21 protein-coding genes are annotated in these 23,142 nt (G+C 62.7%); 7 read left to right on the forward strand and 14 right to left on the reverse strand.

Features of this window, described 5'->3' with window-relative positions; genetic code table 11:
• Positions 1-4: 4 nt before the first annotated feature.
• Both ACN19L_RS20475 and ACN19L_RS20480 read right to left on the reverse strand, forming a co-directional pair.
• Positions 5-1,345, reverse strand: coding sequence for a DNA/RNA non-specific endonuclease (locus tag ACN19L_RS20475; protein ID WP_426491301.1), 1,341 nt, complete (start codon positions 1,343-1,345; stop codon positions 5-7).
• Between the two features lie 183 nt (positions 1,346-1,528).
• Positions 1,529-1,885 carry a hypothetical protein gene (locus ACN19L_RS20480; RefSeq protein WP_426491302.1) on the reverse strand — a complete coding sequence of 119 codons (357 nt, stop codon included), beginning with the start codon at positions 1,883-1,885 and terminating at the stop codon, positions 1,529-1,531.
• A 144-nt stretch (positions 1,886-2,029) separates the two neighbouring features.
• Between ACN19L_RS20480 and ACN19L_RS20485 the strand changes: the two genes are divergently transcribed.
• Positions 2,030-2,497, forward strand: a complete 468-nt coding sequence (locus tag ACN19L_RS20485) for a LexA family protein (protein WP_426491303.1) — start codon at positions 2,030-2,032, stop codon at positions 2,495-2,497.
• A 2-nt stretch (positions 2,498-2,499) separates the two neighbouring features.
• Complete coding sequence (locus ACN19L_RS20490; RefSeq protein ID WP_426491304.1) at positions 2,500-3,798, forward strand: Y-family DNA polymerase; 1,299 nt, start codon at positions 2,500-2,502, stop codon at positions 3,796-3,798.
• 17 nt (positions 3,799-3,815) lie between these two features.
• Here ACN19L_RS20490 and ACN19L_RS20495 read toward each other — a convergent pair whose 3' ends face one another.
• The 4 genes from ACN19L_RS20495 to ACN19L_RS20510 all read right to left on the reverse strand — a co-directional run bounded on the left by ACN19L_RS20495 (position 3,816) and on the right by ACN19L_RS20510 (position 6,529).
• Positions 3,816-4,901 (reverse strand): Fic/DOC family protein, encoded by a 1,086-nt coding sequence (locus ACN19L_RS20495; RefSeq protein ID WP_426491305.1) that lies wholly within the window; start codon positions 4,899-4,901, stop codon positions 3,816-3,818.
• A gap of 67 nt (positions 4,902-4,968) precedes the next feature.
• Positions 4,969-5,226 carry an antitoxin VbhA family protein gene (locus ACN19L_RS20500; protein ID WP_426491306.1) on the reverse strand — a complete coding sequence of 86 codons (258 nt, stop codon included), beginning with the start codon at positions 5,224-5,226 and terminating at the stop codon, positions 4,969-4,971.
• A 337-nt stretch (positions 5,227-5,563) separates the two neighbouring features.
• Positions 5,564-5,896 carry a hypothetical protein gene (locus ACN19L_RS20505; RefSeq protein ID WP_426491307.1) on the reverse strand — a complete coding sequence of 111 codons (333 nt, stop codon included), beginning with the start codon at positions 5,894-5,896 and terminating at the stop codon, positions 5,564-5,566.
• A gap of 54 nt (positions 5,897-5,950) precedes the next feature.
• Positions 5,951-6,529: a hypothetical protein gene (locus ACN19L_RS20510; protein WP_426491308.1), complete on the reverse strand. Its 579-nt coding sequence runs from the start codon at positions 6,527-6,529 to the stop codon at positions 5,951-5,953.
• A gap of 1,151 nt (positions 6,530-7,680) precedes the next feature.
• Between ACN19L_RS20510 and ACN19L_RS20515 the strand changes: the two genes are divergently transcribed.
• A complete protein-coding gene (locus ACN19L_RS20515) occupies positions 7,681-8,625 on the forward strand; it encodes a replication initiation protein (RefSeq protein WP_426491309.1) in 945 nt (314 codons plus the stop codon).
• A 111-nt stretch (positions 8,626-8,736) separates the two neighbouring features.
• Here the strand turns inward: ACN19L_RS20515 and ACN19L_RS20520 are convergent, their stop codons facing one another.
• The 3 genes from ACN19L_RS20520 to ACN19L_RS20530 form a co-directional block, all read right to left on the reverse strand.
• On the reverse strand, positions 8,737-9,147 hold the full coding sequence (locus ACN19L_RS20520) for a hypothetical protein (RefSeq protein WP_426491310.1): 411 nt from the start codon (positions 9,145-9,147) through the stop codon (positions 8,737-8,739).
• Between the two features lie 128 nt (positions 9,148-9,275).
• Entirely contained in the window at positions 9,276-10,184 is a 909-nt protein-coding gene (locus ACN19L_RS20525; RefSeq protein WP_426491311.1) for an ArdC family protein, read from the reverse strand.
• Positions 10,185-10,217: 33 nt separating this feature from the next.
• Positions 10,218-10,412: a hypothetical protein gene (locus tag ACN19L_RS20530; protein WP_426491312.1), complete on the reverse strand. Its 195-nt coding sequence runs from the start codon at positions 10,410-10,412 to the stop codon at positions 10,218-10,220.
• A 230-nt stretch (positions 10,413-10,642) separates the two neighbouring features.
• Here ACN19L_RS20530 and ACN19L_RS20535 point away from each other — a divergent pair, with 230 nt between their 5' ends.
• The 3 genes from ACN19L_RS20535 to ACN19L_RS20545 all read left to right on the forward strand — a co-directional run bounded on the left by ACN19L_RS20535 (position 10,643) and on the right by ACN19L_RS20545 (position 13,155).
• Entirely contained in the window at positions 10,643-11,794 is a 1,152-nt protein-coding gene (locus ACN19L_RS20535; protein WP_426491313.1) for an MFS transporter, read from the forward strand.
• A gap of 141 nt (positions 11,795-11,935) precedes the next feature.
• Entirely contained in the window at positions 11,936-12,628 is a 693-nt protein-coding gene (locus ACN19L_RS20540; RefSeq protein ID WP_183405526.1) for a VIT1/CCC1 transporter family protein, read from the forward strand.
• A 47-nt stretch (positions 12,629-12,675) separates the two neighbouring features.
• On the forward strand, positions 12,676-13,155 hold the full coding sequence (locus tag ACN19L_RS20545) for a hypothetical protein (protein WP_183405527.1): 480 nt from the start codon (positions 12,676-12,678) through the stop codon (positions 13,153-13,155).
• 40 nt (positions 13,156-13,195) lie between these two features.
• Here ACN19L_RS20545 and ACN19L_RS20550 read toward each other — a convergent pair whose 3' ends face one another.
• Genes ACN19L_RS20550 through ACN19L_RS20565 form a run of 4 tightly spaced genes read right to left on the reverse strand, consistent with a single transcriptional unit; the run spans position 13,196 to position 20,389 of the window.
• Complete coding sequence (locus tag ACN19L_RS20550; protein WP_426491314.1) at positions 13,196-13,807, reverse strand: TlpA family protein disulfide reductase; 612 nt, start codon at positions 13,805-13,807, stop codon at positions 13,196-13,198.
• A 52-nt stretch (positions 13,808-13,859) separates the two neighbouring features.
• On the reverse strand, positions 13,860-15,029 hold the full coding sequence (locus tag ACN19L_RS20555) for an efflux RND transporter periplasmic adaptor subunit (RefSeq protein ID WP_426491315.1): 1,170 nt from the start codon (positions 15,027-15,029) through the stop codon (positions 13,860-13,862).
• Between the two features lie 29 nt (positions 15,030-15,058).
• Positions 15,059-17,395, reverse strand: coding sequence for an efflux RND transporter permease subunit (locus ACN19L_RS20560; RefSeq protein WP_426493610.1), 2,337 nt, complete (start codon positions 17,393-17,395; stop codon positions 15,059-15,061).
• A 33-nt stretch (positions 17,396-17,428) separates the two neighbouring features.
• Positions 17,429-20,389: a Tn3 family transposase gene (locus ACN19L_RS20565; protein ID WP_315999489.1), complete on the reverse strand. Its 2,961-nt coding sequence runs from the start codon at positions 20,387-20,389 to the stop codon at positions 17,429-17,431.
• A 554-nt stretch (positions 20,390-20,943) separates the two neighbouring features.
• Here ACN19L_RS20565 and hemA point away from each other — a divergent pair.
• Positions 20,944-22,200 (forward strand): glutamyl-tRNA reductase, encoded by a 1,257-nt coding sequence (hemA, locus tag ACN19L_RS20570; protein WP_315999490.1) that lies wholly within the window; start codon positions 20,944-20,946, stop codon positions 22,198-22,200.
• A 228-nt stretch (positions 22,201-22,428) separates the two neighbouring features.
• Here the strand turns inward: hemA and ACN19L_RS20575 are convergent, their stop codons facing one another.
• Positions 22,429-23,115, reverse strand: a complete 687-nt coding sequence (locus ACN19L_RS20575) for a hypothetical protein (RefSeq protein WP_315999491.1) — start codon at positions 23,113-23,115, stop codon at positions 22,429-22,431.
• Positions 23,116-23,142 lie beyond the last annotated feature (27 nt).

Consider the following 23,142-nt stretch of genomic DNA (forward strand, 5'->3'; position numbering starts at 1 on the left):
CGGCCTAGTTAGTGGGGCCGTTGTCGACCTGGGCCTCCACGACCTGCTGCACGCTCACCGGCAGGGCCGAGAGCAGGTCCAGGCCGGTGGCCGCCTCGATGGCATCCACGGTGGTGCGGTACTGGCCCCAGTTGGAGGTCATCCCGTTGTCGTTGGGCGTATCGATGGCGATGATGCGGGTGCTGGCATTCACCCGGCTGATATCATTGGTGCCCTGGGGCAGCACGACGATCACTTTCCAGATGCGCTTGGGCACCTGGATGCGGCCCTGGTCGATGGTCTCGGCATACACCGGGCGGTCGGGCTGCCCATTGGCGCGGATCACCCCGTTGCCGCCCTTGCCGTAGGAGCCCATGATGATGTAGAGCTCGTTGCCGGCGTCAATCAGGGTGCGGCCGTAGTTTTCCAGCGTCGCCCAGGTCTGCTGGTTGTTGGTAGGCGACTGGGGAATCATGTTGGTCATCAGGAAGGTGGCCGAGTTGTCGGCCACGGTGCTGGTGCGGTCGGCCGAGGGACAGTTGTGGCCCCGGTCAAAGCCCGACCCGGAGTAGCTACCGTTGCTGACCTGGTACCAGCCGGCGGGCAGGGTGTTGTCGGCCCGAAAGTCGTTCTGGCGGGCCGCTGAGCCCACCCACTTCGGGGCCAGGTACCAGCTTACCCAGTTGGGCTTCCCCTGGTCGCGGTGGTAGCTCAGCGCGTACTGGGGCTTTTCCATCAGGTAATTGGTGGGCTGGTTCACATCGGCCACCGCCCCGCTGGGGTTGCCCATGGTCAGGTGCTGGTCGTCCCCGACTGTGGAAGGAGGCGGGGTGGCCGAGTAGGCCGCCACCGTGAAGTTGTCCAGATTCAGGCGGGCCGCTCCCCCACTGACCTTACGCAGCTGAAAGCGCAGGGCGCCGGGTACGCCAACGGGGAAAGAGGCCGTCTGCAGGGCGTAGCCGGTGGCCACCACCGGCTGGCCCACCCGGACCCAGTCGGCGCAGCCCTGGGTCTGGTACCAGAGCTCGAAGGCGGCGGTCGGGTCCGTACCGTAGGCGGCATGCTGCACGGTGACGGTGCTGGCTCCATCCGGCAGAAAGAAGTCCATGGTGAGCGTGCCGCGCTGCTGCAGGCGCACGGCCTGAGCGCCTGCCTTGTGGTCCTGGGCATCGGCCCCGAGCAGGGCGTCGTCCAGGGTCCAGGAGCCGGTACCCAGCGTCACGGACGCGGCCGGATAGGTGGTCTTGGTTCCGGAGTCAAAGGATTCCGTAGTGGTCGTCTGGGCCCGGGCGGTGGGGCTCAGCCATCCGGTCAGGGCTAGCAGCAGGGGGATGCCCAGGGCCCGAGGGAAGGTAGAGGTGTACATCAACTAGACTGGAAAGAAAGAACTTAGCGGCTGACAAGATTTCCGCAGCCTTAAAGCTACTAGCTTTTCCCGGTCGAGCTGGAATCGGAGCCCGGATGGTAACAATAAGGAAATACCGACTGCCCCAGCGGGCGGCGGCATGGCCGATCCAGGCCTTCACATCCCGCTACCACGCCCTCCCGGTCAGCCGCTCCCCGGCAGTGCTTTAGCGGCTTCCGTGGTTTTCCCGGTCCGCCTCTGAAACCGCGGGGGCCGGATCAGTTGTGCCGCCCAGGCCAGGGCGTAGCGCACGCAGAAGCGCACTAGGCCCGGCCCTACCCGCGCCCGTTCTTCCGGAAACTCCAGCAGGTAGCGCTCCACCACGTAGTCCACTGCCTGCGAGGGCCCCAGCAGCTGCCAGGCGTGGCGGGAGATAATAATGCAGGCCGGGGCGGCATCGGCCTGATCCCGGTGAAAGGCAAATACCAGTGGGTCGGCAGTAGCCTCCAGCAGGTGCACGCCCAGCAGGGGGCGGGAGGAAGGAGAACGGGGTGGAGACACGCACAAAAGGGCGCGCCCGTCGCTGCCTGCGTGGAAGTCCACAGGGCCTGCCGCTACGCCACCAGCAAGCTAAATTATTTAGTTTAGATTACCTAATTTTATTAGCAGTGCGTATACTTGCGAATCTGCCCCGCTTTGCCTCCTATGCGCAACCTTGACTTATTACCCGTCCCGGACTCTTCCCTAGCCTTTTTACTGCCCCTGTTCAGCTGCCTGGTCCCGGCCGGCTTTCCCTCCCCGGCCTCCGATTACACCGACGAGGTGTTTGATTTAAACCGCCTGCTGCTGCGCCATCCGGACGCCACTTACCTGGTACGGGTCAGCGGGGAAAGCATGAAAAATGCTGAAATTCACGAGGGCGACCTGCTGGCCGTGGATAAACAGCTGGAAGCCGATCACAACCATATCGTGGTGGCCGTCGTGGACGGGGAATGCACTGTCAAGCGCCTGGTCTGCGAGGACGGAGCCTGGTGGCTCAAGCCGGAAAACCCCGACTATCAGCCCTGGGAGATTCGCGACGCGGGGGACGTGCGCATCTGGGGCGTGGTCACCCACGTGCTCCACGAGCTTGTGCCGGGCAAACTCACGGCCCTGCTGCGCACCCGCGATTAGCTATGTACGCCTTAGTGGACTGTAACAACTTCTACGTCAGTTGCGAGCGGGTTTTTCAGCCCCGGCTGGAGGGCCGGCCGGTCGTGGTGCTTTCCAACAACGACGGGTGCCTGATCTCGCGTAGCCCGGAGGCCAAGGCCCTGGGCCTGCGGATGGGCGACCCGTACTTCCAGGTCAAGCCCCTGCTCGAGCAGCACCAGGTAGCCGTCTTTTCCAGCAACTACGCCCTCTACGGGGATATGTCCCGCCGGGTGATGTGGTATCTGAGCCAGGTCGTACCGGCCGTGGAGGTGTACTCCATCGACGAGGCCTTTCTCGATCTGCACGGGATGGAGCGCTTCGTGGCCCCGAGCCTGGAGGAGCTGGCCCGCACCATCCGAGCCAATGTGCTGGCGCGCACGGGTATACCGACCTGCGTCGGCATCGCCCCCACCAAGACCCTGGCCAAGCTGGCCAACCGCCTGGCCAAGCAGAATCCGGCCCTGGGCGGCGTTTGTTACCTCGATACGGCAGAGCGCCGCCGCGGGGCCCTGGAGCAGGTAGCGGTGGAGGATGTCTGGGGCATTGGGCACCAGTACGCCCAGAAGCTCTACGCGGCCGGCATCCGCACGGCCGGGGAGCTGGCCAGCTGCTCGGAAGCGTATGCCCGCAAGCACCTGGGGGGCGTGGTAGGGGCCCGGCTGGTTCGGGAGCTCAACGGCTATCCCTGCCAGGGGCTGGCCCCGAGTGAGGACGGAACCCGGGCCCGACGCAGCCTGTGCGTATCGCGCACGTTTGGCCGGCCATTAACCGGCTTTTCGGATATTGTGGGAGCGGTGAGCGCGTTCGCCTGCCGGGCGGGAGAAAAGCTGCGGCGGCAGGGCGACGCGGCCCACCTGCTGACCGTGTTCCTGAGCAAGAGCCGCTACGGGCTGGAGCCTCCGCCCTACTCCTGCTCCGTGGTGCTCACGCTGCCGGTGGCCACCAGCGACACGGTAGAGCTGGTCCGCTTTGCCCGGGCCGCGCTCAAGCGCCTCTGGCAGCCGGGCAACCGGTATACCAAGGCCGGCGTCATGCTGGACGGACTGGAGCCGGCGGGGCAAACCCAGCTCTCGCTGTTTGAGGCTCCCCCCGTATCGGAGAAGCGAACCAAGCTCATGGCCGAGCTGGACGCGCTGAACCGCCGCTTTGGCAAAGGCACCGTGCAGCTGGCTTCGCTGGTGCTGCCCCCGGGCCAGTCCCGGGCCCCCTGGGAAGGGCAGGCCCAGTGGCGCACGCCGCAGTACACCACCCGGCTGGAGGATTTTCTGCTCGTGGGCTAGCCGGCAGCCAGGATTTGCTAGCGTCTTGGTACTGGCCGCTTCGGGACTGGTTTAGGAGCCGAGCGCTGGTGCTGGATGGCAGCTGCCTGGATGGGCGGGGCCAAGTGCACCAGCTGCTGCACGCTTTCCGCCAGCCACCCGGCGTGCTGCAGGAGTGGGCCTTCCTGCCGCAGCACCGGGTGCTTGGCTACTTCCAGCGCCGCCTGCTGTATACTCCGGCAGTACTGCCCGGCCGTGGTCGGCTCGAGCAGCACCAGCGTCATTTGTTGCAGTAGCCGGTTGCCCCTGGTGGTATCGCCCCGGTCAATATCGCGCAAGGCCTCCCCGATAATGTAGGCGCTGGCCTGCAGTACCCGCTGGGCTTCCATGCGCTGCATATCGGGCGTAGGATCCGCTACTGGCCGGGCCTGGCTTGCCTCGCGCAGCCGGGCGGCCTCCGCGCCGGCGATCGGCGTGCTGGCCGCCCGCAGCAGCAAGACCAGGGGCTCCAGGTTCTTCTCCGGCTGGACTGGCCCGTAGGGCCGGATGATGGCCAGGTCGCGGGCATTGTTGAGGTGAATGGCGGCTTCCGGGCTTAGTTCGACCTGGTAGCCGGCCTGCCGGCCCAGTAAGGTCATCACGCTCTGGATGGTGCGCCCGTTGCCTTCCCGAAAAGCGTGCGCGTGGTTGTACTGGTCAAAATAATAGGCCGCCCGCCGGGCAAACTGCTCCGGTGTCAGGCCGCGCAGGTTGTTTTCCAGCTGCAGCTGGGCGCCGATAGCATCCAGGCGCTGGTCCAGCTGCTGGTAGGGCGCGTAGCGCATCATATCCCCCTGAGCATTGAGCACGTAGGCCAGCTTTTGCCCCTGAAACGGGCCGTTTGGACCCTGGGCACGGGTTTGCCCCGCCCACTGGTACACGTCCTGAAACAGCTCCCGGTGAATGCGCTTCAGGTGCGCAGCGTCAAACTGCCCCGGTAGGTCCACAGCCCCCACCACGATGCGCAGCAGTGCGGGAATGGACAAGGCTCCTTCCGCTTCGCGCAACTGGTCCTGGTTGGTGATGCCCAACCGGTTGTAGATGACCTGGTGGGCTGGGTCGTAAAATCCATCCTGAATTGCCACGGCAAGAAGGTTGGTGATAAAAAACCCGTCCGACCGAAGACCAGACGGGCTGTATGGAGCGGGAGCGTTAGTCCAGCAGCGGTTGCTCCGGGCGCATGGCTGTTGCGTCTTTAAGAGCCTCGGTGTGGCCCGCATAGAAGCTTTTCAGCTCGTCGGTGACGCCCTGCAGCGTTAACTCGCCCGCCACGTACCGGGCGTACACCGCCTCAGCGGCCGGGCCGGGTACGGCCCCCTGGGCGACACTCCAGGCGCGGGCTTTATCGATGAGTTCCTGCCGCTGGGCGGGGGTCGCCTCCCGCTCGGAAAAGGTGATGGACTGAGTCATCGGTCAAGGCTAATGGTTCAGGTAATACAACGCATTTACCCCCTGAAAGGCTCCTTAAACTGGCAGAAAGCGCATTTCGGTGGTGGTATCGGCCACAAAAGGGAAAAAGATCAGGGTGGCTTTACTGCTGAGCGGTCAGGAAATTGAGCTGGTCGCGGAACGTGGCCGGCACCCCGGCATCCGGGGAACCGGGTGGCTACCACGAAATTATCTGCAGATGAACAGCGCCGGTCGAAAAAAGGACGAATGGTAAAAAGGTAGCCGTGAAATGCATTCTGCCTACGCGAACGGTTCCCCGCGCGTCCGCCGGCAGTGTCGCCAAGCGCCAGGTCGCGCCTTAGTGCTGTTGCTTGGGGCGTCCCAGTTGCGGCGCCGGGACGGCCACGGGATGCTGCATCTGGTAGTACGCCAGCTCGAATACGGTGGGCAGGTCGAGCCGGGCGAGCACGGCCAGGCGCTGCAGCTCTTCCAGAGTAGCGGTTTCGGGCCGCTGCATCCGCAGGGCCAGGGTGCGGGGCACTACTTTCCAGGCCTCGGCCACCTCCTTGCGGGTGCCCAGCGAGTGAATCAGCTCGGCCAGGGTGCTGCAGGCAATGGGAACAACGGGCAGCTGCTCGCGCTCCAGCGGCAGCACGGGAACGCGGGGTGGAGTTGCTTTCGGAGCTTTCATGCCGTAAAGGAAGCGTACTAAACCGGTAATAGTACGCAGGCCCGTTGCTTACGGCTAGTGTGGTCTTGGGGAAGCCTGTTGCAGTTGGCGGATAATGTTTGACTCTTCCGCATCTGAATAGATTTTCAGCCTTTCCGGAGATAGGTGGTTAGTCGTTGAAAGCAATTGGAACAATGAAGGCAAGTACACATTGCTCCACCTAAAACGGCGGTTTTGCCCTTCCTTCGTCACACTTTCATCTATGCTAAACCCATCATCTGAAAACATATCGTCCGTTTGCCGCACAAGTGAGTCAAGATTGACTTGCTTGAATGAGGCGAATAAACGGGCGGCAGTGCGTTTATCATGTTGTTGACGAAACGCCACTTCAGGCCTAGCGTCAGGCCCCTGGGGCGTTGTGTAGATTACCAGTTCCTGCGTATTCAGGCGATACACTATTGGGTAAGATCCAACTACGTAACGCATGGGTCTTGAAAATTTCACTGAATCGCGGTCATAGTATTTCCACCCATAATCATAGTGGCGGGTAGCAAAAGTTATTTCATATGGCCCGTCCACAGGCTGATGGCTGGACTGCTTGATCACGCAAGCCTGCATCAGGTAAAGTCCCCAAAAAGCAACTTCTTTATTCATTGATGTAAGCTTACTCATGCAAACCCTGGAACTGTGCTTTGGCTACCTTCTGGGTTAAACCCAGGCCGAATAGTTTGCCGCATAGCAAGGCGCTTGTGCTAATTTACCATGTTCATGACCCGCTCGTTTAGCTATCATCTAATGGTAGCGTTGCCGTCCCAGTTACCAGGTAGACATCAGTTAGCGAAAGGATAGATTTTGTAAGTCAGCACCCGGGCTTTTATGTACACGAGGGGAAGGTGCCCAAAGTGGTTTCAACGGCAAGGATCAGCGCACAATTAGGCTTAACCAGCTTTTACTTGCTGGCTTACAGTAGTTTATTCACCACCAATGGGGCAAAGAGGAATGGGAAACCGGCCAAAGGATAGATTTTGTAAGCCAACTCCGGCAGCGCCGAGACCGTACCGCATCCACGATACGCTCTAAAACAGCTCCCAGAGGCTGTAATCGCTTACCATTTCTATCCTTTAGGCGCCACCCCGGTGCGGGTGACTTACCATTTCTATCCTTTCACGCGAAGTGACCGGGCCCACTTATAATTTCTATCCTTTTGGCTTTTCTTCGCTCCGGCTCACTGGGAAGGCAGAAAAGTTGCTGATGAAACAGTCGCAACTGGGGGGTAATAGATTGAGAGCAGGACGGTACTAAAATAACGCAGTATGAGCTACTTTTGGGATAGTATAAAAATGGGCACAGGGCCCGGCAAGGGCATATAAAGTAAATAAAAGCACATATTTTCTTGGTAAAGTACAAACCATTTTGTGCTGCTTTATACTCTCTTCTTTTGTTGCTTTTCTTGTCCCGTTCCGACGTTTTGTACCCTTCTAAAAGCTGTCCGGTTTCGAACATCAACAAATTTGTGAGTTTTTTTTATTTGTCAAGTATTTACTCTATTTGCAGGGGCCATAAGATATTGATTCATCGATTTTTAGGCCACTCCCAGGATAGAAATGGTAAGCGAAAGGATAGGGTTGGTAAGCGGAAAGGATAGTTTTGGTACGTGAAAGGATAGAATCGGTACGTGAAAGGATAGGGATGGTAAGTGCAAGGGATAGAGATGGTAAGCCAAAGGATAGAAGCTGAAGGAAGACTTACCTTAATTTCTACAACTATCGTATCTTTGGCTATACGTGCTACTTATCCCCTCCCCTATGAGCACTCCCGCTCCCACTACCGGCACTCCCACCACCGGCATCGAGATCCGGCAGCACAATGCCATTACCACCGCCCGCTATGAGATGAGCGCGGTCGAGATGGACATTGTCTTCTCGCTGCTCTCGGTACTGCGCAAAGAGGATAAGCCGGGCACTATCTATCGCATCCGGGTAAAGGAGCTGGAGCAGATGACGGGACGCTCCTGGAACTACCAGCGCCTGCTGGAAGCCACCTCCAATCTGCGCAGCCGCGAGTACGTGATTGAGGATAACAAGCACGTGCTGCAGGTGGGCCTGCTGGCCTCGGCGCTGTACGTGAAGGGGGAAGGCATCATTGAACTGGAAATCTCGGAGCGCATGCGGCGCTACCTGATTGACCTGAAAAACAACTTCACTTCCTACCGCCTGCAGTCGGTTTTCAGTTTATCGAGCAAGTACGCCAAGCGCATCTACCAGATTGCCTCGCAGTGGAAAGACATCGGGGAAACGAAAACCTTCACCCTGGACGAGTTTAAAGTTATGCTCTCGCTCAAGGACCCTAAGGGCCACGAGCCGGAGCAGTACGAGAAGATTTCGGCCCTGCAGAAGTACGTGCTCGACGTGGCTACCACCCAAATCAACGAGCACACCGACCTGCGCATCAACTACGAGTTGATTAAGAAGGGGCGCTCCTTCCACAGTATCCGCTTCTTCGTCAACGGCCAGGTGCCCCAGCAGCTGCCCATTCCCTTCGAGGATGGGGCTGAGGAAGAAAAGCAGCGCCGGGCCCTGCAGAACCTGGAAGAGCTGGAAATCCGGGACCCTAAGCTGGTCAGCCAGATTCTCGGGGACGCCAAGAAGCTAAATGCTCTCTTTTCCTTCTGCTACAAGCACAAAACCGGCAAAGTGAAGGCCGATAAGAACCCGGGCGGGCTGTTTCTCAAGATGGTGGGCCTACGTTAAGTGGCTTGGGCCACGCGCTGGCTCGTCGCAATGGCAACAAAAGGGAAAAAGCCATGCCCCTGGCCCGGAGCGTCTGGTCGGTGCCGCCCGAGGGCGGCACTTAGCCCCAGCCTACTCTTCATCCTGCGGCGGATAGTCGGGTATCCAGTCTTCGGGGCTGCCGACGACCGGCGCCGGCGCGGGCTGGTAGGGCTCCAACTCCCGGCCGAAGCAGTGGCCCAGCGTGACGCCGGGGCACTGCCGCTGAAACCAGGCAGGTAGTACCTCGGGGGCACACACCACGCCCAGAAAGCCTTCAGCGTGAAAGTAGGCTTTCACCTCGGCTGGCCCGAAGCCGTTCAGGTAGATGGATACGCGGGCACCGATGGCCGGCACCTGGCCGCGGCCGGACCACTGCAGCCCGGCCGGGAAGCCCGCCAGGCTGGGAAACCCTACCCACGCCGGGCAGGCTTGCGGCTCCCCTGTCCAGGCGGTAGGGCTAAGGGTAGGCTGACGGGCGGCGGAGGCAGAAGAACTTGACATAATGAGGCAGTAAGTGGTGACTGATGAAACGGCGGAGCTTGGGGCCGCTGGCTCCGGGCCGGGTATTTTCCTTTTGTTAGCGCGCCGGGGCACCGGCTGACGGTTGCCAGCCGGTACCCTCTCCCCCGCTATGCTGCTTCGGGCAGGGCTTCGGCGCTGTCGGCCTCGTAGCTGGGCACAATGCCCAGAATGTGGTTAGCAGCCTTCTGAGCCTGGCTGGCGGCGGAAATAATCAGGCGCTTATCATTGCGCAGGGCCTGCAGCCAGTTGGCCAGGTAGGCGGCGGTGCTGGGTTCGGTCACGGCCAGGTTCAGGCCGGCGGCGTTGCTGAGGAAGGCGGCGCCCAACTCGGCCACTAGTTCTTCCTTGGCGTAGGTTTCGCTACCGAAAGCGGCCTTTTCCGTGAGCGTGGCCCGGTCGAGACGCTTGGCGTGGCCGGTGGAATGGGCCAGCTCGTGAAACAGAGTAGTATAAAAATCCTCGGGCGTGTGGAAGTTCGCCGGCTCGGGCACAGTCACGGTGTCGGTGCTGGTGCGGTAGTGGGGCTCACTGCCAGCGTAACAGATGCGGGGGCCACCGGCGTAGCCGGCCACAATCTGCTCGGCAGCCTGCTGGGGGGTATGCTCGCGCTGCACCGGCTCGGGCAGCTTCCACTCCACGCCGTCAATCTGGGCAATGTTGAACACGGTGGAATACTGCAGGATGGCCACTTTTTTCTCCTTCCCCTGGGCGTCCTCTTTCTTCGATACCTTGAAGAATACCACGGGCATTCCTTTTTCGCCCTTGCGCACCTGGCCGCCCAGCTCGCGGGCCTGGTTGTAGGTTAGGTAATAGGGCTGCTCGTGCTGGAGCATGGCCAGCAGCAGGGCGTTGATGCCCTGATACACGTGCTTGCTGCGGTAGTTGCGGGGCGCGCCGTGGGCAGCGTTCCACGACTGTTTCCACGGGGCTACGCCGCTTTCTAAAGCCAGGATAATCCGGTTGGTGATGATATCATACACATCGGCGCGGGGGGCGGCAGCGGGGGCATTTTTCATAAACCAAAGGCGGGGTAAGTGGTGAGAAAAGCGTTAGTAGAGGTAATCAGGATGAGCAGCCGGGCCTAGCTCCTCGGCCTCGCGGGCCAGCTGAGCATCTTCCCATGCCTCGCTTTCCTGCAGGGCCAGCAGCTTCCAGCGCAGCAACTGGGCCGCATCGGTGCAGGCACTGAGCAGCGGCTCGGCCTTCTGGCGGCGCTCCTGGCTAAAGGCTGGATGGTTAAGCACTTCGCGCAGATTCCGGCGGGCTGAGGAAACCAGGAGCGCACAAGCAGGGGAAGGGGGCGATGACACCATGATTACCAAGCTGTTTTAGGTGCGTTGCTTATACTTATTAAACGCAAATGCACCTCTTATAGTTGCTTTTTTAGCTTATTTATCAATGCTTTTTTAGCTTATTTATGGCACGGTGATTGGTTTTTTCCCTTTTGTTACTATTGCATTCGTAACCCACGCCGATGACTTACCTTACCCGCGCCGTTTGGCTGCTCTCGCTCATCAGCCTCTTCACCGATCTGGCCAGTGAGATGCTCTACCCGGTGATGCCGCTGTATCTGCAATCCATTGGCTTCTCCGTATTTTTCATCGGTCTGCTTGAAGGACTGGCCGAAGCCGTGGCCGGCCTGAGCAAGGGCTACTTCGGCCAGTGGAGCGACCGGCTGGGCCGCCGCGTGCCCTTCGTACAGTGGGGTTACGGGTTGAGTGCCTTCTCCAAGCCGATGTTGGCGGTGTTGGCCACGCCCCTTTGGGTATTGCTGGCCCGCACCCTCGACCGCCTGGGCAAGGGCTTGCGCACGGGCGCACGGGACGCGCTGCTCTCCGACGAAACCACGCCTGCCGACCGGGGTAAGGTCTTCGGGTTCCACCGCTCAATGGATACGCTCGGGGCCGTATTCGGTCCCCTGGCCGCGCTGGCCTGGCTGGCCGCGCATCCCGGTCAGTACCGCCCGCTGTTTTTGTGGGCTTTTCTGCCAGGCGCGCTGGCCGTTGGTATCACCTTCGCGCTTCGGGAACGGCGGGCCGTGCCTTCCGGCCGGCCGGTGATGCCCTTTTGGGCCTCGTTTCGCTACTGGCGACAGGCCCCGCCCGCCTACCGCAAGGTGGTAGGGGCCCTGCTTGTGTTTGCCCTCTTCAACAGCGCCGATGCCTTCCTGCTGCTGTTGGCCCGCCAGCGTGGGGTATCGGCTACCGGCGTCATCGGCCTCTACGTACTCTATAACTTTACCTACGTGCTCAGCGCCTGGCCCCTGGGGCACCTGGCCGACCGCCTCGGCCCGCGCCGCCTGCTGGTGGGGGGCCTACTAATCTTCGCGGTGGTATATGGCGGGGTAGCCCTGGCGCAAGGACCTTGGGTCTTTGCCGGGTTCTTTGCCCTCTACGGCCTCTATGCGGCCGCCACTGAGGGCGTGAGCAAGGCCTGGGTCAGCACACTCTGCGCGCCGGCTGATACCGGCGCTGCCCTGGGTACACTGGGGGGTCTGAGCAGCCTGGCCGCACTGGGCGCCAGCACCAGCGCCGGCCTGCTCTGGCAGTGGGGTGGCCCGGCGTTGCCGTTTGGGCTGGCGGCGGCCGTAGCATTGGGCGTGGCCGCATTTCTGGCTCGTCGCTGATTTAGTAGCTGCGAAGGCCGGCTTGTGGGAGCCGGTAGCACTACTGCACAACCTGGGTTATAGCTGCCACCGCACCTCGGCCGTATAACCAGTTGAGCAGTATTCCAACGTATTAACCTATTCCCTAAACACCCTTACTGCATGCGCCACGACGAAAATCACCGCACCCACCGCATTGGCTGGCTTCGCGCCGCCGTGCTCGGGGCCAACGACGGCATCATCTCCACCGCTAGCTTGGTGGTGGGCGTCGCGGCCGCCAACGCTTCGCGCGAGGCCGTGTTAGTAGCGGGCGTGGCCGGGCTGGTAGCGGGAGCCATGTCGATGGCCACGGGCGAGTACGTATCCGTCAGCTCCCAGGCCGATACCGAACAGGCCGACATGGCGCGGGAAAAGGCCGAACTGGCCGCTGACCCAGCGGCGGAGCACCGCGAGTTGGCCGCCATCTACGTGGAGCGGGGCCTGACCCAATCCTTGGCGGACGAAGTGGCCAAGCAGCTCATGGCCCGCGACGCGCTCGGCACCCATGCCCGCGATGAGCTGGGCATCACCGAAACGGCCGCCGCGAACCCCGTGCAGGCCGCGCTGGCCTCGGCCGGCACGTTCACGGTAGGGGCGGCCCTGCCGCTACTGGTCATCCTGGTGTCGCCGGTGCAGCAGCTGACCTGGACAGTGTCCATTACTTCACTGGCATTTCTAGCGGCCCTAGGCGGGCTGGCGGCCTACGTGGGCGGCTCCAGCGTACTGAAAGCCGCCGCTCGTGTCACGTTCTGGGGCGTACTGGCCATGGGGCTTACTGCCGTGGTCGGCCATTTCTTCAACGTCACGCCCGCGTAAACATCCAACCTGCATCTGCTCCCCTCCTTTTCTCCCAAACCTCTGTTATGAATGGTGCCCACCTTCACCTCCTGCTGAATCACACCCCCATCCTCGGCAGTTTGTTCGGCCTATTGCTGCTGCTGGTGGCTGTCGTACGACGGCAGGAAACGCTGATCAACGCCGGCCTGGTCGCGCTGGTCGTCGCGGCCCTGCTCACCATTCCCACCCAGCTCACAGGAGAAGGCGCGGAGGAAGTGGTGGAAGACCGCCCCGGCGTAACGCACGCCCTGATTCACGAGCACGAAGAAGCCGCCGAGTTGAGCCTCTGGGTAATGGAAGCCACCGGCGCGCTGGCCCTAGTCAGCCTACTGGCTCGGCGCCGCACAACCGCCCGCGCCCCGCTGTTTACCTACCTCACGCTGGCCGGAGCAGTAGTCAGCTTCGGCTTGCTGGCTCGCACCGGTAACCTGGGCGGCCAGATCATGCACCCCGAAGCCCGCCCCGGCTTCGTGCAGCCCGCCGAAGCCGAACACGACGAAGATTAGGTGCCGGCCCAGGGCCCGCTGGGCCGGCACCTAGGATTGCTTACTTGTGGCTGCCGGCGGCTAGGTTATCCAGCGCAGCCTTGAACTCGGGCGTGTCGTACTCGGCCATGCCGTCGTGGCGAGCGGCTACTTGGCCGTCCGGGTCCAGGATGACGGTGGAAGGAATCGAGTTAGAATCAAATGGCGGTACGAGGGGGCCGGCGGGAAAGTACACCGGGAAGGTGTAGCCCTGGCGCTTGAGCATGGCCTGGGCCTTAGCCGGGTTTTCGTCGAGCGAAATCATCACGAAAGCCACCTTCTTGGGGTCCATCTTCTTATAGAGGGCGTGAATGCCGGGCATCTCAGCCACGCAGGGCGGACACCAACTGGCCCACAGGTTCACGAACACAACTTTGCCCTTCAGGTCGCTCAGGTTAGCATGTTTGCCGTCGAGGGTGAGTAGCGGCAGGTTGCGCGGGTACGCAGCGCCACCCGTCGGCACAATGGGCGCGTCGGCCGGGGCCGGAGTCGCTACTGGCACATCCGGTTTCCACAGGCCCGTGGCCAGAAGGCCGCGCTGCAGGGCACCCAATACTGGCGTGCGCAACGGAGTGAACAGAACGAGGGCAAACAAAGCCAGTGGCAGCCACTGGAGCAGATTTTTACGATTCATGGTCGAAGGATTTAAACGTGCAACAACAAACAAATGAAAAAACGTTCATATATTAAACCCCGGCGGGCTTGGTCTTGGCTATCCTGACGTTCTGGCCGTCGGGCACCTGCTCGCTGGCTTCGCGAACCAACTCGTCGCCGGGCGCCAGTGGCCCGAACACCACCACCGTGTCACGACTCAGCAGTTGGCCTTTGCGCACGGGTACCCACTGGGCTCGCCCTTGCTGCACGCGCACTACCTGGGCCTGCTTGGGTGCGTCCGGGGTGGCAAATACGGCCGAGGTTGGCACGGCAACGGCTTTCGCAGCGGTGGGCAGCGCCACCAATACTTGGGCGTACATACCCGCTTTCAGGCGGCCGTCGGGGTTGGGCACGTCCATCTCCACTAGCTCCGAGCGCACCGTCTGGCTCAGGCGGCTGGCGTTGCGGCGGAACACGCCGGTGAAAGTCTGGCCGGGAAAGGCCGGCACCGTGAAGGGCACCGCAGCGCCGGGCTGCAGCCACTGGCCGGCCGCGGCCTCGGGCACGGCCACTTCCAGGCGCAGGGTGCGGCTGTTTTCCAGCGAGAACATGGGTGCCGACGGCTGGCCCCCGCCCGGTCCCACCAGGGCCCCGGCCGACACGTTGCGGGCCGTGATGGTGCCGCTAAACGGGGCGCGCACTACCAGGTAGTTGCTGAGCTCCCGGCTAGCCTGCAACTCAGACTGCGCAGCCTGCACATTGGCTTGGTCGGCCTGCATCTCGGCGCGGGCGCGCTCCAGGTCATTAGGCGAGATGGTGCCCGGCTCCTGGCTGGTGCGCAGCAGGCGCTCGTAGCTGGCCCGGGTGCCGGAAAGCTTGGCCTGCGCGGCCTGCCAGCGCGAGCGGGCCCGGGAGAGTTGGGCGGCCAGTTCCGGGGCTTCGAGCACAGCCAGGGTCTGACCTTTGGCCACCCGTGAGCCGCGGTCCACCAGCACCCGCTGCACGAAAGCGCCCACGCGGGGGAAAAGGTCGACCTGCTCAAATGGTTTGAGCTCGGCGGGCAACCGCAGCCGGCGCACGGCCGGGGCGTTGGTCAGCCGAAAGGTAGTTACGGTGGCCGGCGCGGCCGGCGTGGGTTTTTCGGCCGCGGGTTCCGAAGCGCCGGACGAGCAGCTGCCCAGCACGCCGCTCAGCAGCAGAGCCGCCGCCAGCAGGGAAGTATATCGGGGTGAAGGGGCAATCAATTTCAGGAAGGCATTCATAGAGACTCAGTAGGGAAAGAAGGAGAAGATTAGGCAGCCTGCCTGGTGCGGGCGGGGAGCAGGGAGCTGGACTCGTAGCCCACCCGGCGCATGGCCCAGCCGAACACGTGGGGCAGCACCAGCAGCGAAGCCAGCGTGGAGGCAATCAGCCCGCCGATGACGGCCTGGCCCAGCGGGGCAATCTGGTCGCCGCCCTCGCCCAGGCCCGAAGCCATGGGCAACATGCCGGCAATCATGGCAATGCTGGTCATCAGGATGGGCCGGATGCGGGTATCGGCGGCCAAAAGGGCGGCCAGGGGCACGTCCCGGTGCTCGTGGCGCAAGTGGTCGGCGCTGGTGATGAGTAGGATGGCATTGGCCACCGACACGCCCACGCTCATAATCATGCCCATGTAGGACTGCAGGTTGAGCGTGGCGCCCGTGGCCAGCAGCATGAGCAAGGAGCCCGCCACCACGGCCGGCACCACCGAGAGCACCACCAGGGAGAGGCGGAAGCTTTGGAAATTGGCGGCCAGCAGCAGGAAAATCACCACGATAGCCATGCCCAGCCCGGTCTGCAGGCTGCTCATGGTGTCTTCCAGCAGCTGGGGCTGGCCCACCAGGTTGGCTACTACCCCGCGCGGGGGTTCGCCGACTTGCTTGAGCGCCTTACGCACAGCTTGCGCGGCGGTGCCCAGGTCCCGGTCCTGCACGTTAGCCGTGATGCTCACCAGGCGGTAAGGCCCCTGGCGGTCAATCTGGCCGGGCATCATGCGCGCCGACACCGTGGCCACCTCCCCGATGGTGGGGCGGGCCTGCCCGGCCTTGACGGGCAGCGCCTCCAGATCCTGCAGCTGGGTGAGTTGGTCTTCGGGCAGCTGCACCTGCACCTGGTAGCCCAGGCCGGATTTGGGGTCGAGCCAGAGGTTTTTGCTCGTAAAGCGCGAGGACGAGGTAGCGGCTACCACCGACTGGGTGATTTCCTGGCTGGTCAGGCCGAACTGAGCGGCCCGCTCCCGGTCCACGTCGATGCGCAGGGCCGGGTACTGCAGGGGCTGGGCAATCTGCACGTCGCGCAGGTAAGAAATCTGCCGGAGCTGCGCCAGCACCTTGCGGGCGTGGCCGGCGGCTTCCTTCAGGTTTTTGCCCCCCACGTTTACCTGAATGGGCGTGGGCGCCCCGTCGCTCATCACCTTTTCCACCAGCTCAATCGGCTCGAAGCTTAGTTGTAAGCCTGGCTGCGCGTCGTGGATACACTGGCGCAGCCGCTCCTTAAGTTGGCTCAGGTTCACGTGCACGCCCTCCTTCAGGGCCACCTGCATCAGCGCCTCGTGGGGGCCGGTGGTGAAGACGAAAACCGAGTTGACGGCGAAGCTGGCCGGCTGGGTGCCCACGAAGGTGGAGGTGATTTCCACGTTGTCGGGGCCGACTTCCTTATTGATGATGGCCTGCACCGCCGCCACCGTCTGCTCGGTTTTCTCCAGGCGGGTACCCACCTTCTCGCGCAGCCGCAGCTGGAACTGTCCGCTGTTAGCCTGCGGAAAGATGTCGGTGCCGATGAAGGCAAACCCCACTCCTACCACGACCAGTGATAAAACCAGGTAGCCCAGCACCACGCCGCGCTGGCGGCCCTGGGCCCGCGTGAGCAGGCGCTGGTAGCCGGCCTGGAAGCGGGCGAAGAACCCGGTATGCTCAGCTGGCTCGTCGTGACCGTGGCCGGCGGCCGGGGCGTGGTCGCGCATTAGCCAGTTAGCCATGACGGGCACCAGCGTCTGCGAGAGCAGAAACGAGGCCACCATGGCAAAGCCCACGGCCAGCGACAGGGGCAGGAACATGGCCCGCGGCACGCCTTCCATGATGAGGGCGGGCGCAAAGACGGCCAGGATGCAGAGCAGAATCAGCAGCTTGGGTAGGGCAATTTCGCGGGCCGCGTCCCAGATGGCCTGGGCCTTGGGCTTGCCCCGCTCCAGGTGCTGGTGAATGTTCTCGATAGTCACCGTGGCCTCGTCCACCAGCACGCCGATGGCTAGGGCCAGCCCCGAGAGGGTCATGATGTTGAGCGTCTGACCGAAAAGCTTGAGCAGAATCACTGCCGACAGGACCGACAGCGGAATGGTCGTCACCACAATCACCACGCTGCGCCAGTCGCGCATGAACAAGAGCACCATCAAGCCCGTGAGCACCGCGCCCAGAATGCCCTCCGTCACCAGACTTTTCAGCGAGTTGGCCACGTAGGTGCTTTGATCAAAAGCGTAGCTGAGCTTTACGTCCTCGGGCAGCAGGGCCCGCAGGGTAGGCAGCTTATCCTTCACCTGCTGCACCACTTTCAGGGTGGAGGCGTCGGCCTTTTTGATGACCGGCATATAGATGGCCCGCTTGCCGTTGATGGGGTCATCTCAGAAAACGGAATAAATAGCACGTTAAGACCTGGAAAGGGGACGTAGAGGCTGAAATTTGCCGGGTGCACGCTTGGTACGCCACGAATAGTCGCCCGTCAGGTTGATGTGCTCCCAACCCAGCGGTGATAAGTAGGGCAACAGCGCTTCGTCCACGTTATGGCCGTGGGCGCGCAGGGCCTGCACGGCACGCTGCAGGTACACCGTATTCCACAACACGATGGCAGCCGTGAGCAGATTCAGGCCGCTGGCCCGGTAGCGTTGCTGCTCGAAGCCCCGGTCCCGGATTTCGCCCAGCCGGTGGAAGAACACGGCCCGGGCCAGTGCGTTGCGGGCTTCGCCTTTGTTGAGCCCCACCTGCACGCGGCGGCGCAAGTCGACGCTTTGCAGCCAGTCCAGAATGAACAGGCTCCGCTCGATGCGGCCCAGTTCGCGCAGGGCCACGGCCAGCCCGTTCTGGCGCGGGTAGCTGCCGAGCTTGCGCAGCATGAGCGAGGCCGTCACGGTGCCCTGCTTAATGGACGTGGCCAGACGTAAGATTTCTTCCCAATGGGCCAGGACGTGGCGCACGTTGAGCGTCCCGCCCAGCAGGGGCTGCAAGGCCTCGTATGCCGGGGAGCCCGGCGGCATATACAGCTTCGTGTCGCTTAGGTCGCGGATGCGGGGGGCAAACCGGTAGCTCAGCAGCGGCATCACGGCAAACAGGTGGTCGGTAAAGCCGGCCGTGTCGGTGTAGTGCTCGGCGATGCGCAGGTCGGATTCGTGGTAGAGCAACCCGTCGAGCACATACGTGGCATCGCGCACGCCGACGTTGATGACCTGACTGCTAAAGGGGGCGTACTGGTCCGAGACGTGGGTATAAAACAGCCGGCCCGGCTCGGCCCCGTATTTGGGATTAATGTGCCCGGTGCTCTCGGCGCGTCCCCCGGCCCGGAACCGCTGCCCGTCCGACGAAGAGGTCGTGCCGTCGCCCCAGTGGGCCGCGAAGGGGTGGCGCAGCTGCGCGTTGACCAGCTCGGCCAGGGCCAGCGAATAGGTATCATCGCGGATGTACCAGGCTTGCAGCCAGGAAAGTTTGGCGTGGGTGCTGCCGGGGCAGGATGCCGCCATTTTAGTCAGGCCCAAGTTCAGGCCATCGGCTAGCAGGGTGGTGAGCAGCAAGGCCGGGTCTCTGGTCGGGGCCCCGGTTCTCAGGTGCGTGAAGTGGCGGCTGAACCCGGTCCACTCGTCGACTTCCAGCAGCAGGTCCGTAATCTTGACGTGGGGAAGCTGGCGGGCTGCCTGCTCAATCAGGGCCTGGGCCGCGTCCGGCACGGCCGCATCGAGGGGCATGATTTTCAGGCCGGCCGCCGTCAGGCTGGCATCCGGCAACTCACCCGCTGCGGCCAGGCGGTTAACTGTTTCCAATTGTTGGGTCAGGTGCGCGAGGCGCTGCTGCAGGTACCGTTCCCCGTTCGGTTCCACGGCCAAGGGTAGCTCACCGGCCTGAAGTAGGGCGGCAAACGGTTCCGTCGGCACCAAGTACTCCTCGAAGTCCTTAAACTGGCGCGAGCCCAGCACCCACATATCGCCCGAGCGCAACGCGTTTTTGAGTTCAGCCAGGGCACATAGCTCGTAGTAGCGGCGGTCCAGCCCTTGGTCCGTCAGCACCAGCTTCTGCCAGCGCTTGCTGATGAAGGCCGTCGGCGCATCGGCCGGCAGCTTGCGGGCGCCCGTCGTGTTCAGCTCGCGCAACACGTCCAGCGCGGCCAGCAGACGTTTCGCGGCCGGGGCCGCCCGCAGCGGCAGGGCGGCTAGAAACGCGGGGGCGTAGCGGCGCAGCGTGGCGTAGTGCTCGCCTACCCGGTGCAGGAAATCAAAATCAGCCGGTTGAGCCAGTTGCTGCGCTTCGCCCACGCTGGCGGTGAATTCCTCCCACGGCAGCACCGATTCGATGGCCGCGAACGGGTCCGTGCCCGTGGCGCGGGCCGTGAGCAGGGCCTGCCCAATGCGCCCGAACAGGCGCACCTGCTGGTTGATGGCCTTGCCCGAGGCCTGAAACTGCTGCTGGTGCTTGTGTTTGGCCGCGTTGAACACCTTCCCCACGATGCGGTCGTGCAAGTCGAGCAGTTCGTCCAGCACCGTGGCCGTGCCTTCCAGGGCCAGGGCGACCAGCGTGGCCAGGCGACGCACCGGCTCGAATTTGGCCAAGTCGGCCGGAGTCATCTGGCCTCCTTCCCGGGCGATTTTGCGCAGCCGGTTTTGGTGGACCCGCCGTGCCAGGTCCGCCGGCAGCCCCAGCTGTTGCCACGCCGCCAAGCGGGCCAGGTGTTCCAGCATCTGCCGCGAAGTGGGGGCGGCGGGGGCTTGCCGCAGCCACGCCAACCAGGTCAGGGTACTGCCCTCGCGGCGGGTGAGCAGGTTTTCCAACGCCTGCCGGGTTTCCGAGGTCAGGTCCTCGGTCAGCGTCTGGTAAAGCCAGCGATTAGCCCGGGTTAAGGCCTCCGCGCTGAGACGTTCGAGAACGGTGACCGCGGGCAACAGGACACCCTGGTGGCGTAAGTGCCCTATCAAGGCTTGCACCAGCACCACGCCTTTGTCAGTTTGCCGGGCAACTTCGGCCAGCCACGGCACGGCGGCCCGGTAGTGCGGTAAGCCAAACGTCTGAATCGAAAAAGCCGCTTGCAGTTCCAGCAAGTGTTCGCGCCGGGTTTGCTCGCGCTGGCCATACACGGCCCACTCTGTTACCGAAATCTTCAGTTGGGTGGCCACAAAAGCCAGCAGCGACGAAGCCGGCAATTGCTCCACTGCCAATGATACCCCCGGAAACCGCAGGTAGCAAAGTTGCACAGCAAAGCCCAGGCGGTTAGCCACACCACGGTGTTGGTGAATCAGCGACAGGTCGGCTTCACTAAAGGTGTATTGCCGGATGAACTCCTCCGGGCTTTCGGGCAGCGCCAGGAGTTGCTCCCGTTCCGCTGCCGATAATATGGAACGACGAGGCATGGGGGTAGAGCAATTGGTAGCTAAAGATGATGATTCCGTTCCATCGCGCCGATACCAGCCTAATTAGCAGCCATCTACACAGCCCTTTCTGTTCACTTAGTGCGTGTTTGTGAATTTAAAAAAACACATTCTGCTCATCTGGCGTTCGCTTGTCGAGGCAATTCTCCCACTTCGTCATGTCGATTGATTGACAACGCCAGATGAGCAGGACGGTTTAAAGTGATTAAGAAAAATCCAAACACGCTCTTAATGTCACTGCTCGCACAACGCCCATGCCCCGACGCGGAGAAGTTTGAGAGCCACTGCATGAGGCACAGACGGACCAATCACTGACAAAAGCTGCAACACTCCAGGTCAGGGCGATGGACCGCCATTGCGCACGCTTGACGATAATCATGGCCTGGTCTGATGAAACTCATGGGCCAAGCAGCACCTACCCCGGAACTTTGACCCATTCATCCCAGCTAGCGCTCCTGCTCTTTTGCGGCAGGAATCCGGCAATCCGGTACCGCGCCAGGGTGGGTGTGTTTATGCTTTTCTGGTTGCCGTTTCCTATGACTAACTCCTTCAAGGCCCTCAGCCTTACCTATAAAAAGGCGCCATTAGCCATCCGTGAGCTGTTGGCGCTGAATGAGTTGGAATGTGAGCAAGTACAGCGCAGCCTTCAACAGGAGTTGGGCCTTTCCGACCTGCTGGTGCTGAGCACCTGCAACCGCACGGAAGTGTACTATACGGCCGAGGACGACCAACAGATAGCCATCATTGACGCGCTGGGTCACACCAAAGGCTGCGCCAGCAGCCGGGGCTACGCTTCGTACTTTGAGCACTTTACAACGGCCGGGGCCGCCGCGCAACATCTCTTCGAGGTAGCCTTGGGGCTGGATGCTCAGGTTGTCGGCGACCTGCAGGTTATCAACCAAGTGAAGCTGGCCTACCGCCGTTCGGTGGCGGCGGCGGCGGCAGGGCCGTTTCTGCACCGGCTGCTCCACGCGGTGCTCGCGGCCAACAAGCGGGTGCAGCAGGAAACGGCTTTTCGCGACGGCGCAGCCTCCACTTCCTCCGCCACCCTGGAACTGGTGGAGGCGCTGACGGCCGACCTGCCCTCGCCGCGGGTGCTGGTTGTGGGGCTGGGCGAAATTGGCGCCGATGTGGCCCGCCACTTCGCCAAAAGCCGGCGCTTTACGCACGTCACGCTCTGCAACCGGACCCGCGTCAGGGCCGAGGCGCTGGCCGCGGTGCGCGGCCTGAAGGTCCTTGAGTTTGCGGACCTGGCCGACGGCGTGCGGCAGGCCGATGTTATTATTTCCTCAGTTTCCGCGCCGGTGCCCCTGTTCACCCGGGAGCTGGTGGCCGGCCTAGAGGTGCTGAGTCCTAAGTTCTTCATCGACCTTTCGGTGCCGCGCAGCGTGGACCCCGCCGCCGAGCACGTGCCGGGGGTGCTGGTTTACAACATCGACGCCATCCAGCATCAAGCCTCGGCGGCCCTGAGCCGGCGCCTGGCGGCCGTGCCCCAGGTGTGGGCCATCATTGCTGAAAGCGTAGCCGGCCTGCGGGAACGGAGCCGGGAGCTGCATGTGTCGCCGGCCATTCAGCAGTTGAAAAATACCCTGGAGCAGCTGCGGCAACAGGAGCTGGCCCGATTTCAGAAAAAGGCCAGCCCCGCCGAAGCCCGGCGGCTCGACCAAGCCACCCAGGCCCTGACCCAGAAGTTTCTCAAGCTACCCGTGCTGCAACTTAAAGCCGCCTGCCAGCGCGGCGAGGCCGACGAGCTGGTTGCCGCGCTCACCGAATTATTTGTGTTGAAAGCCTAACGGAGCGGATAGCCGGCCCGGTACCGCATAGGCTGCAAGCGCCACCGTCTGTGCCGCTTCGAGCCTATTGTGCGGGAGGCAAGCAGTCCCAGCGCGGGCGCACGGGGCTGAGCCGGTTTCTGCAAGCCAGCTCAGACAGCCTCCGTCGGGCCTGCTAACGCTTGAAAACGGCCCGACAGGCGCTATATCGGGCCGGTGAGCTGGTAGCCCGGCGGCCCAGCGCTTCCTTTACCGGCACTTTCCGCGCAGGTCGAGGAACACCAACCGCCAGCGGCCACCCACGCCGGCCGATTTCGAGAAGTGGAACTGGTAGCCGGTGCGGGTTTGCAGCACCCCGCGCACGCAGCGGCCCTGGGCGGCCTGGGCCTGGTTGCGGTTGCCCCCTTTGATGGCCGCGGTTTTCCAGAAATCCAGCGCCCGAAACGGCGCGGATGGCCCTACGAAGCAGCCCTCTTCGGCAAAGGTGCCGGCGGGGCAGGCCGCAGCGGGCAGCTTGGCCACCGGCTTGGGCGCCGCGCAGGTCATGAGTTGTTTGTCCAGGGCGAAAAGCGGCTGTTGGTGCTGGTCGCGGAAGCGGCGCACGTCGGCCACCCGCGTCACGAGTGGCACGCCGCCGGCCTGCTCCAGTACCCACAGGCCGTATTCGGGGTCGAGCAGTTGATTGAGGGTGGCCGCGTCGTGTCCCCGCAGGCTGCCGTCGAGGATAAGCCAGGCGCCGGTCACGGAGGTATCGGCAGGCATGACCGGATTTTCGGTTTTGGCGGCGGCCGAGTCGGGCTTGGGTGTGCTGGCGGCCGTGAGTACCTGCGGCTGGCCCTGGCCGGTGGGCTTGGCGGGCATGCCATTGGGATTTTTAACGTCGCCGCAGGAGGTTACCAGCAAGGCCAGGACGGACAAAAGTTGTTGAAGACGCATGTGAGGTGATAATTGAGCTGTTGGCCA

Origin of the sequence: Hymenobacter sp. 102 (genome assembly GCF_049949205.1) — a bacterium.
Lineage (GTDB): Bacteria > Bacteroidota > Bacteroidia > Cytophagales > Hymenobacteraceae > Hymenobacter.

What these genes read in the sequence shown, in the direction of transcription:
- ACN19L_RS20475 (WP_426491301.1), bottom strand. Translation starts at nt 1,345, where the DNA reads ATGTACACCTCTACCTTCCCTCGGGCCCTGGGCATCCCCCTGCTGCTA.
- ACN19L_RS20485 (WP_426491303.1), top strand. Translation starts at nt 2,030, where the DNA reads ATGCGCAACCTTGACTTATTACCCGTCCCGGACTCTTCCCTAGCCTTT.
- ACN19L_RS20490 (WP_426491304.1), top strand. Translation starts at nt 2,500, where the DNA reads ATGTACGCCTTAGTGGACTGTAACAACTTCTACGTCAGTTGCGAGCGG.
- ACN19L_RS20500 (WP_426491306.1), bottom strand. Translation starts at nt 5,226, where the DNA reads ATGACTCAGTCCATCACCTTTTCCGAGCGGGAGGCGACCCCCGCCCAG.
- ACN19L_RS20505 (WP_426491307.1), bottom strand. Translation starts at nt 5,896, where the DNA reads ATGAAAGCTCCGAAAGCAACTCCACCCCGCGTTCCCGTGCTGCCGCTG.
- ACN19L_RS20510 (WP_426491308.1), bottom strand. Translation starts at nt 6,529, where the DNA reads ATGAATAAAGAAGTTGCTTTTTGGGGACTTTACCTGATGCAGGCTTGC.
- ACN19L_RS20515 (WP_426491309.1), top strand. Translation starts at nt 7,681, where the DNA reads ATGAGCACTCCCGCTCCCACTACCGGCACTCCCACCACCGGCATCGAG.
- ACN19L_RS20520 (WP_426491310.1), bottom strand. Translation starts at nt 9,147, where the DNA reads ATGTCAAGTTCTTCTGCCTCCGCCGCCCGTCAGCCTACCCTTAGCCCT.
- ACN19L_RS20525 (WP_426491311.1), bottom strand. Translation starts at nt 10,184, where the DNA reads ATGAAAAATGCCCCCGCTGCCGCCCCCCGCGCCGATGTGTATGATATC.
- ACN19L_RS20535 (WP_426491313.1), top strand. Translation starts at nt 10,643, where the DNA reads ATGACTTACCTTACCCGCGCCGTTTGGCTGCTCTCGCTCATCAGCCTC.
- ACN19L_RS20540 (WP_183405526.1), top strand. Translation starts at nt 11,936, where the DNA reads ATGCGCCACGACGAAAATCACCGCACCCACCGCATTGGCTGGCTTCGC.
- ACN19L_RS20545 (WP_183405527.1), top strand. Translation starts at nt 12,676, where the DNA reads ATGAATGGTGCCCACCTTCACCTCCTGCTGAATCACACCCCCATCCTC.
- ACN19L_RS20550 (WP_426491314.1), bottom strand. Translation starts at nt 13,807, where the DNA reads ATGAATCGTAAAAATCTGCTCCAGTGGCTGCCACTGGCTTTGTTTGCC.
- ACN19L_RS20555 (WP_426491315.1), bottom strand. Translation starts at nt 15,029, where the DNA reads ATGAATGCCTTCCTGAAATTGATTGCCCCTTCACCCCGATATACTTCC.
- ACN19L_RS20565 (WP_315999489.1), bottom strand. Translation starts at nt 20,389, where the DNA reads ATGCCTCGTCGTTCCATATTATCGGCAGCGGAACGGGAGCAACTCCTG.
- hemA (WP_315999490.1), top strand. Translation starts at nt 20,944, where the DNA reads ATGACTAACTCCTTCAAGGCCCTCAGCCTTACCTATAAAAAGGCGCCA.
- ACN19L_RS20575 (WP_315999491.1), bottom strand. Translation starts at nt 23,115, where the DNA reads ATGCGTCTTCAACAACTTTTGTCCGTCCTGGCCTTGCTGGTAACCTCC.